9 protein-coding genes are annotated in these 15,761 nt (G+C 72.2%); 8 read left to right on the top strand and 1 reads right to left on the bottom strand.

What is annotated here, in order from left to right:
* Positions 1-279: 279 nt before the first annotated feature.
* Positions 280-897, top strand: a complete 618-nt coding sequence (locus ACZ6EJ_RS13315) for a histidine phosphatase family protein (RefSeq protein WP_469266930.1) — start codon at positions 280-282, stop codon at positions 895-897.
* 56 nt (positions 898-953) lie between these two features.
* Here ACZ6EJ_RS13315 and ACZ6EJ_RS13310 read toward each other — a convergent pair whose 3' ends face one another.
* Positions 954-4,832 (bottom strand): GH92 family glycosyl hydrolase, encoded by a 3,879-nt coding sequence (locus ACZ6EJ_RS13310; RefSeq protein ID WP_469266929.1) that lies wholly within the window; start codon positions 4,830-4,832, stop codon positions 954-956.
* A 502-nt stretch (positions 4,833-5,334) separates the two neighbouring features.
* On the opposite strand from ACZ6EJ_RS13310, the gene ngcE reads away from it, so the two are divergent.
* The 7 genes from ngcE to ACZ6EJ_RS13275 all read left to right on the top strand — a co-directional run bounded on the left by ngcE (position 5,335) and on the right by ACZ6EJ_RS13275 (position 15,627).
* Positions 5,335-6,777: an N-acetylglucosamine/diacetylchitobiose ABC transporter substrate-binding protein gene (gene ngcE, locus ACZ6EJ_RS13305; RefSeq protein ID WP_469266928.1), complete on the top strand. Its 1,443-nt coding sequence runs from the start codon at positions 5,335-5,337 to the stop codon at positions 6,775-6,777.
* Between the two features lie 337 nt (positions 6,778-7,114).
* The gene (locus tag ACZ6EJ_RS13300; protein ID WP_469266927.1) at positions 7,115-8,314 is read left to right on the top strand and encodes an ROK family transcriptional regulator; all 1,200 of its coding nucleotides are present in this window, start codon (positions 7,115-7,117) and stop codon (positions 8,312-8,314) included.
* Between the two features lie 120 nt (positions 8,315-8,434).
* On the top strand, positions 8,435-9,547 hold the full coding sequence (locus tag ACZ6EJ_RS13295; RefSeq protein ID WP_469266926.1) for a sugar ABC transporter substrate-binding protein: 1,113 nt from the start codon (positions 8,435-8,437) through the stop codon (positions 9,545-9,547).
* Positions 9,548-9,827: 280 nt separating this feature from the next.
* Positions 9,828-10,616, top strand: a complete 789-nt coding sequence (locus tag ACZ6EJ_RS13290; protein WP_469266925.1) for an ATP-binding cassette domain-containing protein — start codon at positions 9,828-9,830, stop codon at positions 10,614-10,616.
* Positions 10,613-11,902: a sugar ABC transporter permease gene (locus ACZ6EJ_RS13285; protein WP_469266924.1), complete on the top strand. Its 1,290-nt coding sequence runs from the start codon at positions 10,613-10,615 to the stop codon at positions 11,900-11,902. The genes ACZ6EJ_RS13290 and ACZ6EJ_RS13285 overlap by 4 nt, the downstream gene beginning before the upstream one ends.
* Positions 11,903-12,064: 162 nt before the next feature.
* A complete protein-coding gene (gene dxs, locus ACZ6EJ_RS13280) occupies positions 12,065-13,981 on the top strand; it encodes a 1-deoxy-D-xylulose-5-phosphate synthase (RefSeq protein WP_469266923.1) in 1,917 nt (638 codons plus the stop codon).
* Between the two features lie 182 nt (positions 13,982-14,163).
* Positions 14,164-15,627, top strand: a complete 1,464-nt coding sequence (locus tag ACZ6EJ_RS13275; RefSeq protein WP_469267021.1) for an amino acid permease — start codon at positions 14,164-14,166, stop codon at positions 15,625-15,627.
* The last annotated feature ends 134 nt before the right edge of the window (positions 15,628-15,761 follow it).

Genomic DNA, 15,761 nt, shown 5'->3' with positions numbered 1-15,761 from the left:
GCACAAAACGGGCGGCGTCTGGAGGTATCTTCCCCGCGCTCGGCTCCAGAGGGGGGGGGTGGGGGGGCAGCAGGGCGTGGGGCCGCGCTCCGGGGACGACCCGGAGCGCGGCCCTTCCGCGTCCCCCGCCCCCGACGCCCCCCCGCGGACCATCCGGCGCCCCGGCGCCCGCGACTGCGATCGTGGGGGCGGGGCCCACCGCACCGGGCGCCCACCCGCACCGGGCGCGCCCCACCCGCACCGAGACGCACACCCCGTACGGAGAGTGAACGGACCACCATGGGCGAGCTGATCCTCATCCGGCACGGCGAGACCGCGTGGTCCCGCTCCGGACAGCACACGAGCCACACCGACCTCCCCCTCACCGACGTCGGCGAACGCCAGGCCCGCGCCCTGGTCCCGCTGCTCGCCGACCGGCACATCGGGCTCACCCTCGTCAGCCCCCTCCTGCGCGCCCGCCGCACCGCCGAGCTGGCCGGACTCGCCGAGCCCCGGATCACGCCCGAGCTGCACGAGTGGGACTACGGCGGCTACGAGGGCGTCACGACGCGGGAGATCCAGCGCACCCGGCCCCTGTGGAACCTGTGGACCGACGGCGTCCCGCCGGGCGACGACGAGCACCCCGGAGAGAGCCCGGAGCAGGTCGGGGCGCGGGCCGACACGGTGCTGGCGGGCGTGCGGTCGGCCGCCGAGCGCATCGGGGACGCGGACGTGGCCCTCGTCGCGCACTCGCACTTCCTGCGCGTCCTGATCGCCCGCCACCTCGGCCTCACCCCCGCCGAGGGACGCCTCTTCCAGCTCTCCACCGGCGCCGTCTCCCGGCTCGGCGCCGAACACGGCCGACCGGTCGTCACCGCCCTCAACCTCGCCCTGCCCGAACGCCTCCGGGCCGGGTGAGACGCAGGCGGCCGGCGCCCCCGAGGGGACGCCGGCCGCCGGTGCGGGCCGGTGCGTCAGGACAGCAGCTCCACCTCCGCGAGCGTCGCCGGACCGGTCAGCACCAGGCGGTACTTCGCGTACGCGCCGGGCCTGCCCACCGAGAACGCCCGCGTCTGCCGGTCCCAGGCGAAGGTCTGCCCGGAGCGGCGGTCCAGGTCCCGCCACTCCTCGCCGTCCGAGGAGCCCTGGAGCACCCAGCCGACCGGGGCCCGGTCCGCCGCCGCCGAGGTCAGCGTGTACTGGAGCGCCTTCGTGGCCGACGCGACGGGCAGCTCCACCGACGTGACCGCCGCCGAGGTGGCCGAGGTGTCGTCGAAGAGCGCGCCGCCGCCCGTGAGCACATCGCTCCGGGGCGCCGGGACCCGGTCGTCCCGCTGGACGGAGACCGGGGCCGCGTCCTCGCCCGTGCCCCACGCGGACGGCTTCGGGCCCATGGCGAACTCCAGGACGCCGCCGCGGGCCAGCACGTCGTGGGGGAGCGCGGTGGAGGTCCACTTCTCGCCGTTGACCCTCACGCCCTGCACGTAGACGTTCTCCGCGCTGTTCCTCGGGGCCCTGACGACCAGCTTGCGGCCGTTGTCCAGACGGACGGTCGCCTTGGTGAACAGGGGCGAGCCGATCGCGTACTCACCGCTGCCCATGACCAGCGGGTAGAAGCCGAGCGCGGAGAAGAGGAACCAGGCCGACTGCTCGCCGTTGTCCTCGTCGCCGTGGTAGCCCTGCCCGATCTCGCTGCCGGTGTACAGCCGGCCCAGCACCTCGCGGACCTTCTCCTGCGTCCGGTACGGCTGCGAGGCGGCGTTGTACATGTACGCGGCGTGGTGGGCGACCTGGTTGCTGTGCCCGTACTGGCCCATCCGCACGTCGCGCGCCTCGGTCATCTCGTGGATGACCCCGCCGTAGCTGCCGACGAACTCCGGGCCGGCCGTCTCCGGCGTGGCGAAGTAGGTGTCGAGCTTCCTGCCGAGCGCCTTGCGGCCGCCGTACAGATTGGCCAGGCCCCGGCTGTCCTGCGGGGCGGTGAAGGCGTAGCCCCAGCCGTTGGTCTCGGTGTAGTCGTAGCCCCAGACGCGCGGGTCGTACTGGGCGGAGGGGAGCCGCCAGTCGCCGTTCGGCCTCCTGCCCTGGAAGAAGCCGGCCTCGGCGTCGAAGAGCTTGACGTAGTTCTGCGCGCGGTTGAGGAAGTAGGCCGACTCCTCCCGGTAGCGGGCCTTCTTCGTCTTCCGGTACAGCTCCTGGCCCATCCGCGCGATGCCGTAGTCGTTGACGTAGCCCTCCAGCGACCAGGACAGGCCCTCGTGGGTCGCGGTGTCCGCGTAGCCGGTGAAGACGGACGTGGCCATGCCCTTGCGGCCGACGCCCGAGGACGGCGGGGCCACCGTGGCGTTCTTCACCGCCGCCTCGTACGCCGCCTCCGCGTCGAACTCCACGCCCTTGACGTACGCGTCCGCGAACGCCACGTCCGTGCTGGTGCCGGTCATCAGGTCCGCGTAGCCGGGGGAGGACCAGCGCGAGGTCCAGCCGCCGTCCTTGTAGTGCTGGACGAAGCCGTCCACCAGCTCGCCCGCCTTCCTCGGGGAGAAGAAGGAGTAGGCGGGCCACGTCGTGCGGTAGGTGTCCCAGAAGCCGTTGTTGACGTACACCTCGCCGTCGACGATCTTGGCGCCCGTCCGCGTCGGGGTGTTCTCGCCGACCGGCTCGACGAAGGGGCTGGCGTACCGGTTCCGGCCGTTCACGCGCTCGTGGCCGGAGTTGGGGTACAGGTAGAGCCGGTAGAGGCTGGAGTACAGGGTCGTCAACTGGTCGGCGCTCGCGCCCTCCACCTCGATCGTGCCGAGGACGCCGTCCCAGGCGCGCTGCGCCTTGCGCCGGACCTCCTCGAACGAGGCGGACTCCGGGATCTCCATGGCCAGGTTCCGCTTCGCCTGCTCCAGGCTGATCAGCGAGGTGGCCAGCCGCAGGTTGACCGTGCGGTCGCGGCCCGCGTCGAAGCGGAGGAAGCCGGTGACGTCGTCGCCCCCGCCGCCCTTCAGCTTCCCGCTGCCGGTGACCGGCGCGTCGAGGACGCCGTGGACGAACATGCGGGTCGCGCCGGTGGACAGGCCGCTCCTGACGTCCGTGTAGCCGGAGAAGGAGCGGGTGCGCGGGTCCAGGGTCAGGCCGCCGTCGTTCGACACGTTGTCGAAGACCAGGCTCGCGTCCTCGCCCGGATAGGTGAACCGCATCCGCGCCGCGTGGTCGGTGGGCGTCATCTCGGCCCGGAGCCCGTTGTCGAACGTGACGCCGTAGTAGTGCGGCTTCGCGGTCTCGTTCTCGTGGCGGAAGGGCAGCGCCCGCGCCGTGCGGGCCGCGTCCGGGGTCCCCTCGGCCGCCGAGGGCATCACCTGGAAGGTCTGGCGGTCGCCCATCCAGGGGCTCGGCTGGTGGCTGGCGGCGAACGCCTGGAGCGTGGGGCGGTTGTCGGCGTTGTTGCCGCGGGCGTAGTCGTACAGCCAGCTCGTGGTGGCCGCGTTGGTGACCGGCGTCCAGAAGTTGAAGCCGTGCGGGACGGCGGTGGCCGGGATGTTGTTGCCGCGTGAGAAGCCGCCGCTGGAGTTGGTGCCGCGGGTGGTGAGCGCGTGGTCCGACAGGTGCGCCCTGCGCTTCTCGGGGGCCTTCGGGGCGATCGTGATGTCGTCGATCCAGCCCTGGAACTTCGCCGGGCCCTTCGGGGAGTCGTACGCCACCAGAACGCGGTCGACGGTCTTGCCCGCCGCCACCGTGCCCAGGCGGGCGGCGACCCTGTTCCACTGGTTGACGTAGAGGCGCTTGGCCTCCGCCTGGCCCCGCGGGGTCAGCGGCCCGCCGTGGCTGTCGACGGCCCCCAGCTCGCTGAGGTAGGTGCCGTCGGTGAAGGCGAGGTCCACCGCGACGTGCGTGGCCGGGTAGTTCAGGTCCGTCTCGCCCATCTGCGGGTACACCAGGTAGGACAGCTCGGTGTGCCGGGTGACGGCCGTGTCGACGTCGAAGACCTTGTTGTACGCGTAGGCGCGTCCCCCCGGCGTGTGCGTGCCCGCGTACCGCAGCGCCCTCTTCCCGGTGAATCCCGCGCCCGCCTTGGCGGTGGGGGAGCCGGAGGGGCCGCGGTCGGGACGGCTGTTCATCTCCTCGGGGGCGGGTGCGGAGGTGTCGCCGTCCGAGAACTGGACGTCCGCGAGCTGGAGCAGGCCGGCCGCGCCGTTGTTCCCCGTGATCTCCAGCCGGTAGTGCCGGTAGGCGGCCCCGGAGGCGATGTCGTACGTCCTGGTCTGGTGCCGCCTGGCGAACGTCTCGCCCTTCCGGGTGTCGAGGACGGTCCACTCCTCGCCGTCCGCCGACCCCTTGAGCGTCCAGTCCCGCGGATCGCGCTCGGCGTGGTCGTTGGCCGAGGTGAGCGCGTACGCCTTCACCTCGACCGGCGCGTCCAGGTCGAACTCGACCCAGCCGGTGGACGCGAACGCCAGCCACTTCGAGCTCGGTTCGGCGTCGGTCAGGTTCTCCTTGACCTCGCCGCCCGCGGTGTTCTCCGCGCTCGCGCGGACCTCGGTCACGCGGTCGGTGACGTTGCCCGGAATGCCGGAGGAGAACCGGCCGTCGACGCCGTGGGCGCGCTTCGCGCCGTCCGGCCCCACCTCCGCGGTGTCGCGCCAGTCCGGCTGCCTCTCGTCCGCCTCGAACGAGGTGGCGAACGTCCGCTCGCCGGACGGCTTCCGCTCCGGCCCGGACGGCTCCGCGGCGGCGACCGCGGGGGCGATCACCGCCAGGGCCAGGGACGCGGCGATGGCCGCTGCCGCGGGGGTGCGCCGCCGGCGCGGGACCGGGCGCGTGTCGGGGGCTTCGTGGAAGCCGTGTGGAAAACCGCGTGGTGGCTGCATACCGAGCCGTTCCTCCCCGGAAAGGTACATCGACAACGTTGTCAGGACGGGACGCAAGGACCAGTAGGGAGCCAAGTGTCAGGACGTGTCAAGGGCGTTGGCGCGGAGCGCGGCGGCGAATCGGTCGTAACGGGGAGATAGCCCCACCGCCCGGAGGGGGGCGCCGCGGCCCCGGATCGCTCCCGACGCGGGGGGACGGGTCACCCGAACGTGCGCCGCTTTTGCCAACGCGGCGCGAACAGGGCTATATCTGTCGGCGTCAGCACACCCGGCCCACACGGGCGTGTACGCGAGCGGAACGGAAAGAGGCGCGGAGGCGGCGAAAGGGCCCTCGCTGTACGGTCCTCCGGCGCCCGCGGCGACGACCCGGCCGGTCCACCCGCGCGGCCGCCTCGGCGCACCTGAACGCAACCGACCGCGGTGGCGGGGCCCTTCGCCGAGGCGAGTACGTGACGGGGTGTCCGGCGCACCGCCAGAGCCCCGGAGAAGCGAGGACTTGAGCATGGGATCTCCCCCCGCCCACGACCAGGGGAGCCTCGGCCGCCGCGACCTGATCAGGCGCTCCGCCGCACTCGGCCTGACCGCCGTCCCGGCGGCGGGCTTCCTGTCCGCCTGCGCGAGCGGTGGCGGCGGCGACGACAAGGCCGAGAGGATCGAGAAGACCGAAGCGAACCCCCTGGGCGTCGACGGCGGCAGGCCGTTGGAGATCGTCCTCTGCGACGGCGTCCTCGGCGCCGGGTACGCGAAGGACGCCGAGGCGGTCTACGAGAAGGCCTACCCCGAGGCGAAGGTCGAGTCCTCCACCACCCGCGGGGTGCGGTCGGCCCTCCAGCCGCGCTTCGACGCCGGCACCCCGCCGGACCTGGTCCACAACTCCGGCCCCCAGCCCATGGACCTGGGCCTTCTGGCCGCCAAGAGGCAGCTCGCCGACCTCACCCCGCTGCTCGACGCCCCCTCCGTCGACGATCCGGCCAGGAGGGTCCGCGACACCCTGCGGCCCGGCGTCGTCGCGATGGGCCGGTACGACGGCGAGCCGGTCCGGGCCCTGTACTGCGCGTACGCCGTCCACGGCGTCTGGTACTCCCGCACCGCGCTGGACAGGCTCGACGCCACGTATCCGGAGACCTGGGACGAGATGCTCGCGCTCTGCGCGAAGGCGAAGAGGCGCGGCGTCGCCGGCTGGGCCTACCCCGGCCGGCGCCCCCACTGCTTGGCGTTCTCGCTGTACCCCTTCATCGCCAAGATCGGCGGGCCGCGGGTCCTCGACGCGATCGACGACCTGGAGCCGAGGGCCTGGGAGCATCCCGCCGTCGCGGCGGCCTTCGAGGCGTACCACGAGCTGTACGCCAAGGGCTACGTCCTGGAGAGCGCACCCCGCCTCGGCCGCCGCGGCGCGCAGGGCGCGTGGGCCCGCGGCGAGGCGCTGTTCCTCCCGAACGGCTCCTGGGTCGAGAAGGAGGAGAGGGCCGTCCTCCCGCGGGACTTCAGGCCGGCCGTGGGCGCCCCCTCCGGCCTCGACTCCTCCGACGCGCTGCCCTTCGGCACGCTCTGGGCCTCCGGCCGCGAGCCGTTCGGCGTCCCGAGCGGGGCGAAGAACCTCGAGGGAGGCATGGAGTACCTGCGCGTCATGCTCGGGGAGGCCGCCGCCCGCTCCTTCACCACCCGCACCGGCTCGCTTTCCGCCGTCACCGTCGCCACCGGCGGCGTCGAGCTGCCGGACGGCCTGGAGTCGGGCCTCGCCGCTCTGGAGAGGGCCGGCGCGCACGTGGTCAACCCCCGTCTGCCGGACTGGTACGCGAAGCTCCACGAGGAGCGGATCGGCGTCGCCGGGCTCGGCGAGATGATGGCCGGCCGCGCCACCCCCGCCGAGACGATCAGGAGGATCCAGCGCTTCGCCGACGCCACCGCCAAGGACCAGTCCATCAAACACTTCACGCACCGGTGACCGCCCGCCGGCGGGACCCCCTGGCTCGTGCCGCCGCTCCGGTGGGCGGCACGCGGGACGGGGACCGCCGAGGGTTGAAGACCGGCGGGCCGGGCGGACCGTCCGCTCGACGGCCCTCGGACGGCGTAACGCCCCGGCGGAAGCGGTCCGCCGGGGCGCCACGCCGTTCCGGACCGCTCCCGAGCGAGCCCCGGCCCGCTCAGGTCTTGACGGGAACCACCCCCGAACGGTCAGCTTGGAGTTCACATGTTGGAGGAAGCCGGGGTCCCAATGCTGCGGCCCCGGTCCGGGGCGGTCCTCTCGGGGCCGCCCGCCGAGGGCAGGAGTGGATGGGTCGATGGAGACTCCCGGATCGCAGACGTCTCTGCACAGGGCCAATCTGGAGCGGGTCGTGCGCGCCGTACGGATGGCGGGCTCGCTCACCCAGGCGGAGATCGCCCGGAGCACCGGGCTCTCCGCCGCCACGGTCTCCAATATCGTCCGGGAGTTGAAGGACGGCGGGACGGTCGAGGTGACCCCCACGTCGGCGGGGGGCCGCCGGGCCCGCAGCGTCTCGCTCAGCGGTGACGCCGGCATCGTCGTCGGCGTCGACTTCGGCCATACGCACCTGCGCGTCGCCGTCGGCAACCTCGCCCACCAGGTGCTCGCCGAGGAGGCCGAGCCGCTGGACGTCGACGCCTCGTCCGCCGAGGGCTTCGGGCGGGCCGAGACGCTGGTCAACCGGCTGATCGAGGCCACCGGCATCGCGCCGGACAAGGTGATCGGCGTCGGCCTCGGCGTGCCGGGGCCCATCGACGTCGAATCCGGCACGCTCGGCTCCACCTCGATCCTGCCGGGCTGGACGGGCATCAACCCCGGCGAGGAGCTCTCCGGCCGGCTCGGCGTGCCGGTCCACGTCGACAACGACGCCAACCTCGGGGCCCTGGGCGAGCTGGTGTGGGGGAGCGGCCGGGGCGTCAAGGACCTCGCGTACATCAAGGTCGCCAGCGGCGTCGGGGCCGGCCTGGTGATCGACGGGACCATCTACCGGGGCCCCGGCGGCACCGCCGGCGAGATCGGGCACATCACGCTCGACGAGTCGGGCCCGGTCTGCCGCTGCGGCAACCGCGGCTGCCTGGAGACCTTCACCGCCGCCCGGTACGTCCTGCCGCTGCTGCGGCCCAGCCACGGGCCGGGGCTCACCATGGAGCGGGTGGTCCAGTTGGCCCGCGAGGGCGATCCGGGCTGCCGCCGGGTGATCGGCGACGTGGGCCGGCACATAGGCAGCGGAGTGGCCAACCTCTGCAACCTGCTCAACCCCAGCCGGGTCGTGCTGGGCGGCTCCCTCGCGGAGGCCGGGGAGCTGGTCCTCGGGCCGATACGGGACTCCGTGGCGCGCTACGCGATCCCCAGCGCCGCCCGGCAGCTCTCGGTGCTCCCCGGCGCACTCGGCGGCCGTGCCGAAGTGCTGGGGGCGCTCGCCCTGGTGCTCAGCGAGATGGGGGATTCGACCCTTTTGGAGGGACGTTCGCCTGCAGGGACCCCTGCCTTCACTTAGATAACGAATGGCACCGTTGTCATCTCGTTAAGAATTTACTCCTTGACGCTGAAGCTGCAGCCGAGTTGACTTCCAGCCACCTCGGCCGCAACGTCGCGGCCTCGTCAGGGAGGTTCGAGAATGAACACGCGTATGCGTCGTGCCGCCGTCGCCGTCGCCGCCACCACGATGGCGGTCTCGCTGGCGGCTTGCGGGTCCGCCAAGGAGGCGGGCGAGAAGGCCGAGAAGAGCCCGGAGAAGAAGGGCGACGACCTGTCGATAGGGCTGCTCCTCCCCGAGAGCCAGACCGCCCGGTACGAGAAGTTCGACAGGCCGATCATCGAGAAGAAGATCAGCGAACTCACCGGCGGCAAGGGCAAGGTCGTCTACGCCAACGCCAAGCAGGACGCGACGCTCCAGTCGCAGCAGATCGACACCATGATCACCAACAAGGTCGACGCGCTCATCGTGGACGCGGTGGACGCCAAGGCCGTCGAGAACGGCGTCAAGAAGGCCAAGGCCGCGGGCATCCCGGTCGTCGCCTTCGACCGCCTCGCCGAGGGCCCCATCGACGCGTACACCTCCTTCGACAACGAAGAGGTCGGCCGGGTCCAGGGCACGGCCCTGCTGGAGGCCCTGGGCGACGGGGCCGCCGACTCCACGATCGTGATGATGAACGGCGCGATCACCGACCCCAACGCCGCCCTGTTCAAGAAGGGCGCGAAGTCCGTCCTGGACGGCAAGGTGAAGTACGGCAAGGAGTACGACACCAAGGAGTGGAAGCCGGAGAACGCCAACGCCAACATGGAAGCGGCGATCACCGCGCTCGGCAAGGACGAGATCGACGGCGTCTACTCCGCCAACGACGGCATGGCGGGCGGCATCATCACCGCCCTGAAGGCCGCCGGCCTGCCGAAGCTCCCCCCGGTCACCGGTCAGGACGCCGAGCTGGCGGGCGTGCAGCGCATCGTCAGCGGCGAGCAGTTCATGAGCGTCTACAAGTCCTACCCGCAGGAGGGCGTCGTCGCCGCGGAGATGGCCGTCGCCCTCGCCAAGGGCGAGAAGCTCGACTCCATCGCCACCTCCAAGGTCGACAACGCCACGCTGAAGGGCATCCCGACGGTCCTCGTCCCGGTCGTCTCGCTGACCCAGGCCAACATCAAGGACACCGTCGTCAAGGACGGCATCTACACGGTCGGCGAGATCTGCACGGCCAAGTACAAGGCCGCCTGCGACAAGATCGGTCTGAAGTAGCCGCGGGGACGGCCCGCCGCCCCCGCGCGGCCGCCCCCGACCGCCGTACGCCCGCCGCGCCCCGCGTCGCGAGGGCCCCTGCGGCCCCACCGCCCGCGCACGCGTCGGCCGCACCCCGGCCCGCGTGCGCCGTGAAGCCCGTCCGGCGCCCCGCCCACCGACTGTCCCGCTACCGGGCGGGGCGCCGGTCGGAACGCTTCCCCTCTTCCTGCTTTTCTTCTGCTCGACCGCCGCGCCGCCCCCCTGCGCGCGGCATCCCGCCGGTCAGGCGGCGAAGGAGATGGTTCACGTGTCCGCTACGCCCGTGTTGGCGTTGCGCGGGGTCTCCAAGCGCTTCGGTGCCGTACAGGTACTCACCGATGTAGAGCTCGAGGTCCACGCCGGCGAGGTGGTCGCCCTGGTCGGCGACAACGGCGCCGGCAAATCAACGCTGGTCAAGACGATCGCCGGAGTGCACCCCATCGATGACGGAGTCATCGAGTGGGAGGGCCGCGCCGTGCGCGTCGACAAACCGCAGGACGCCCAGCACCTCGGCGTCGCCACCGTCTACCAGGACCTGGCGCTCTGCGACAACATCGACGTCGTCGGCAACCTCTACCTCGGCCGGGAGCTGCGCAGGTTCGGCATCCTGGACGAGGTGGAGATGGAGCGCCGCTCCCGCGAGCTGCTGTCCACGCTCTCCATCCGCATCCCGAGCGTCCGCATCCCGATCGCCTCGCTCTCCGGCGGCCAGCGCCAGACCGTGGCCATCGCCCGCTCCATGCTCGGCGAGCCCAAGCTCGTCATCCTCGACGAGCCGACCGCCGCCCTCGGCGTCGAGCAGACCGCCCAGGTCCTCGACCTCGTCGAGCGGCTGCGCGAACGCGGCCACGCCGTCATCCTCATCAGCCACAACATGGCCGACGTGAAGGCCGTCGCGGACAAGGTCGCCGTACTCCGGCTGGGCCGGAACAACGGCGTCTTCGACGTGCGGACCACCTCCCAGGAAGAGATCATCTCCGCCATCACGGGCGCCACGGACAACGCCGTGACCCGCCGTGCGGCGCGCAACGCGGAGGTTTCCCCGTGACCACCGAGAAGACCACGGCCCCGCTGGACGGCCAGGTCGTGAACCCGGACGCGGCGAGCGGCGCCGCCACCGTCGTCGACCCCCGCCTGCTCGTCCGCGAACAGGGCCTCGCCGGCTACGTCACCGAGTTCCGGCGCAGGATCAGCGCCGGCGACCTCGGATCGATCCCGGTCGTCGTCGGCCTCGCGATCATCGCGATCGTCTTCCAGAGCATGAACTCCGAGTTCCTCTCCGCGAAGAACATCAGCGACATCGCCACCACGATGGTCGCCACCGGCATGATGGCCGTCGGCATCATCTTCGTCCTGCTGCTCGGCGAGATCGACCTCTCGGTCGGCTCGGTCAGCGGCGTCTCCGGCGCCCTCGTCGCGGTGCTCAGCGTCACCCAGGGCCTGAACGAGTGGCTGGCGATCCTCGTCGCCGTCGTCAGCGGCGCGGTGATCGGCGCGGTCCACGGCTTCTTCTTCGCCCGGATCGGCGCGCCCGCCTTCGCCGTGACCCTGGCCGGGCTGCTGTTCTGGCTCGGCTTCATGCTCCAGTTGCTCGGCGACACCGGCACCATCAACCTGGACGGCGACGGGGTGGTCGGCAGCCTCACCACGTACTACTTCACCGATGTCGCCGCCGCCTACGGCCTCGCCGCCGTCGCGGTCGCCGGGTACTTCGCGGCGGCCTTCCTGGACACCCGCCGCCGCGAGGCCGCCGGCATCCCGGCCCGCCCGATCGCCGACATCGCGGTGCGCACCGCCGCCCTCGCGGTGTTCGCCTTCGCCGCCGCGTACATGTTCAACCAGTACCGCGGCCTGCCGCTCGCCCTGGTCCTCTTCCTGCTCGTCCTGGTCGGCACGGACTTCCTGCTGCGCCGGACGGCGTACGGGCGGAAGATCTTCGCCCTCGGCGGCAGCGTCGAGGCGTCCCGGCGCGCCGGGATCAACGTGACCGCGATCCGGATCTCCGTGTTCTCCATCGCGGGCACCTTCGCGGCGATCGGCGGCCTGTTCTGGGCCTCCAAGATCGCGGCGGCCAACCAGGGCTCCGGCACCGGCGACCTGCTGATGAACGTCATCGCGGCGGCCGTCATCGGCGGCACGAGCCTCTTCGGCGGCCGCGGCCGCACCTGGAACGCGCTGCTCGGCGTCATGGTGATCGTCTCCATCCAGTACGGACTGTCCCTGGAGGGGATCGCCACCCCGATCCAGTACATGATCACCGGCGGCGTGCTCCTCGCCACCGTCGTGATCGACTCGGTCACCCGTAAGACCCAGAAGACCGCGGGCCGCGCCTGACCGCCGTCCCGCGGGCGCCCGGCCCCCCGCAAGGGGCGCCGGGCGCCCGCGCGCGTGCCGTGCCCCGCCGGTGAAGCGGGCCGCCCGTGCCCGCGTGCGCGGGCAGAACATTAGACTCATCGGATCGGCACGCTCGATCAGCTCAAACGCAAGGAGGCACGGGTGGATCTGCTGACCCGCATCAAGGGACCGCGCGACCTGGACCGGCTCAGCCTCGGTGAGCTGGAGCAGCTCGCGGAGGAGATCCGCGCCTTCCTCGTGGACGCGGTCTCCAAGACCGGCGGGCACCTCGGCCCCAACCTGGGCGTCGTCGAGCTCACCATCGCCCTGCACCGGGTCTTCGAGTCGCCCCGTGACAAGGTGCTCTGGGACACCGGCCACCAGAGCTACGTGCACAAGCTGCTCACCGGCCGCCAGGACTTCTCCCGGCTCAAGAGCAAGGGCGGCCTCTCCGGCTACCCCTCGCGCGCGGAGTCCGAGCACGACGTGATCGAGAACTCCCACGCCTCCACCGTCCTCGGCTGGGCCGACGGCCTGGCCAAGGCGAACGAGGTCCTGGCCAAGGACGACCACGTCGTCGCGGTCATCGGGGACGGCGCGCTCACCGGCGGCATGGCCTGGGAGGCGCTGAACAACATCGCCGCCGCCAAGGACCGCCCGCTGGTCATCGTGGTCAACGACAACGAGCGCTCGTACGCCCCGACCATCGGCGGCCTCGCCAACCACCTCGCCACGCTCCGCACCACCGACGGCTACGAGCGGTTCCTGGCGCGCGGCAAGGAGTTCCTGGAGCGCACCCCCGTCGTCGGCCGCCCGCTGTACGATACGCTGCACGGCGCCAAGAAGGGGCTGAAGGACTTCATCGCCCCGCAGGGCATGTTCGAGGACCTCGGCCTGAAGTACGTCGGCCCGATCGACGGCCACGACATCGAGGCCCTGGAGTCCGCGCTCCAGCGCGCCAAGCGCTTCGGCGGCCCGGTCATCGTGCACTGCCTCACCGAGAAGGGCCGCGGCTACACCCCGGCCCTCCAGGACGAGGCCGACCGCTTCCACGCCGTGGGCAAGATCCACCCGGACACCGGCCTGCCGATCTCCACCTCCGGCCTCGACTGGACCTCCGTCTTCGGCGAGGAGATGGTCAAGCTCGGCCACGAGCGCGAGGACATCGTGGCCATCACCGCGGCCATGCTCCAGCCGGTCGGCCTCGGCAAGTTCGAGGCGGCCTTCCCCGACCGGATCTACGACGTCGGCATCGCCGAGCAGCACGGCGCGGTCTCCGCGGCGGGCCTGGCCACCGGCGGCCTCCACCCGGTCTTCGCGGTCTACGCCACCTTCCTCAACCGCGCCTTCGACCAGGTCCTGATGGACGTCGCCCTGCACGGGTGCGGCGTCACCTTCGTCCTGGACCGGGCCGGCGTCACCGGCACGGACGGCGCGTCGCACAACGGCATGTGGGACATGTCGATCCTCCAGTGCGTGCCGACGCTCCGGATCGCCGCCCCGCGCGACGCCGACCAGGTCCGCGCCCAGTTGCGCGAGGCCGTCGCCGTGGACGACGCCCCCACCGTGGTCCGCTTCTCCAAGGGCGCGGTCGGCCCGGCGGTCAAGGCGGTCGGCAGGGTCGGCGGCATGGACGTCCTGCGCGAGCCGAAGAAGGCGTCCCGCCCCGACGTCCTGCTGGTCTCGGTCGGCGCGCTCGCCCCGATGTGCCTGGAGATCGCGGACCTGCTGGACGCCCAGGGCATCTCCACCACCGTCGTCGACCCCCGCTGGGTCAAGCCCGTCGACGACGCGCTCGCGCCCCTCGCCGAGCACCACCGCGTCGTCGTCACGGTCGAGGACAACAGCCGCGCCGGGGGCGTCGGCTCCGCCGTCGCCCAGGCGCTGCGCGACGCCGGCGTCGACGTGCCGCTGCGGGACTTCGGCATCCCGCCCGTCTTCCTCGACCACGCCTCGCGGGGCGAGGTCATGGCCGAGATCGGACTGACCGCCCCGGACATCGCCCGACAGGTCACCGGCCTGGTCGCCAAGCTCGACGGCCGGTTCGAGAGCCGCGCGGTGGAGCCCGCCCGCGACTGACGCGCCCCGGCCGACGGGCCGGGAGGGCCGCCCCTGTACGGGTGGTTCTCCCGGCCCATTCGCATGAAACGAGCCAGATGGCGCGTTCCCGCCTCCCATGGGTCGAATCATGGCCCCCACGACGAGTGCGTGGAGGTACGCAGGTGAGCGCGCAGCAGGACACACCGCCCCGCGGAAACGGCATGTTCCGCACCAAGACGGTCGAGCAGTCGATCCGCGACACCGAGGAGCCGGAACACGCGCTCAGGAAGTCCCTCTCCGCCCTCGACCTGACGGTCTTCGGCGTCGGCGTCGTCATCGGCACCGGCATCTTCGTCCTCACCGGCAAGGTCGCCAAGGAGACGGCGGGCCCGGCCACCGCCATCGCGTTCGTGGCCGCGGGCGTCGTGTGCGCGCTGGCCGCCCTCTGCTACGCCGAGTTCGCCTCCACCGTCCCGGTCGCCGGTTCCGCGTACACCTTCTCCTACGCCTCCCTGGGCGAGCTGGTGGCCTGGATCATCGGCTGGGACCTGGTGCTGGAGTTCGCCCTGGGCACGGCGGTGGTCGCGGTCGGCTGGTCCGGCTACGTCCGCTCCCTGATGGACAACGTGCACGGGTCGATGCCCGACGCGCTCTCCGGCCCGGACGTCGCGGACGGCTTCGGCTTCGACCTCCTCGCCTTCGTGCTGGTGCTGGTCCTGACCGCCGTCCTGGTCGTCGGCATGAAGCTCTCCGCCCGCGTCACCACGGTCGTGGTCGCCGTCAAGGTCGGCGTGGTGCTCGTCGTGATCATCGCGGGCCTGTTCCTCGTCGAGGCCGAGAACTACCGGCCCTTCATCCCCGACGCGGAGAAGCAGCCCGCCGGATCGGGCTGGGACGCGCCGCTGGTGCAACTGGTCTTCGGGTACGAGCCCACCAACTTCGGCGTGATGGGCATCTTCACGGCCGCCTCCATCGTCTTCTTCGCCTTCATCGGCTTCGACGTGGTGGCCACGGCCGCCGAGGAGACCACGTTCCCGCAGCGGGACATGCCGCGCGGCATCCTGGGCTCGCTGGTCATCTGCACGGTGCTCTACGTGGCGGTCTCGGTCGTGGTCACCGGTATGCGGCACTACACCGAACTCTCCGTCAGCGCCCCGCTCGCCGACGCCTTCAAGGCCACCGGGCACCCCTTCTACGCCGGGGTGATCAGCTTCGGCGCCGCGGTCGGCCTCACGACGGTCTGCATGATCCTGCTGCTCGGCCAGACCCGCGTCTTCTTCGCGATGAGCCGGGACGGCCTGCTCCCGCGCTTCTTCTCCCGGACGCACCCGCGCTTCGGCACCCCGTACCGCCCGACCATCCTGCTCGGCGTCCTGATCGCGGTCATCGCCGGGTTCACCAGCATCGACGAGCTGGCGACGCTGGTGAACATCGGCACGCTCTTCGCGTTCGTCGTCGTGGCCCTCGGCGTGCTCGTCCTGCGCCGGACCCGCCCCGACCTGCCCCGCGCCTTCCGCACCCCGTGGGTGCCGCTGCTCCCGATCGCCTCGGTGGCCGCGTCGGTCTGGCTGATGCTCAATCTGCCGGTGGAGACCTGGGTGCGGTTCGGCGCCTGGATGCTGCTCGGGGTGGCCGTCTACTTCGCGTACGGCCGCTCGCACAGCCGGCTGAACCGCGGCCGCTGACCCCGTCAGCGTGGCAGCGGCCGGACCGTGGGGGGGGGGGGGGGGGAGGGCCCGTACGCCCCTACCCGCCCCCCCCGCCCCCGCTCGGCGGTTCCGAGGACGCACGGGGGCGCGCCGCGGGTGGGGGTGGGCAA

Source organism: Streptomyces sp. NPDC041970 (genome assembly GCF_055588985.1).
The sequence above is the reverse complement of the archived record's forward strand: the minus strand, read 5'-3'. Positions and strand labels throughout refer to the sequence as shown.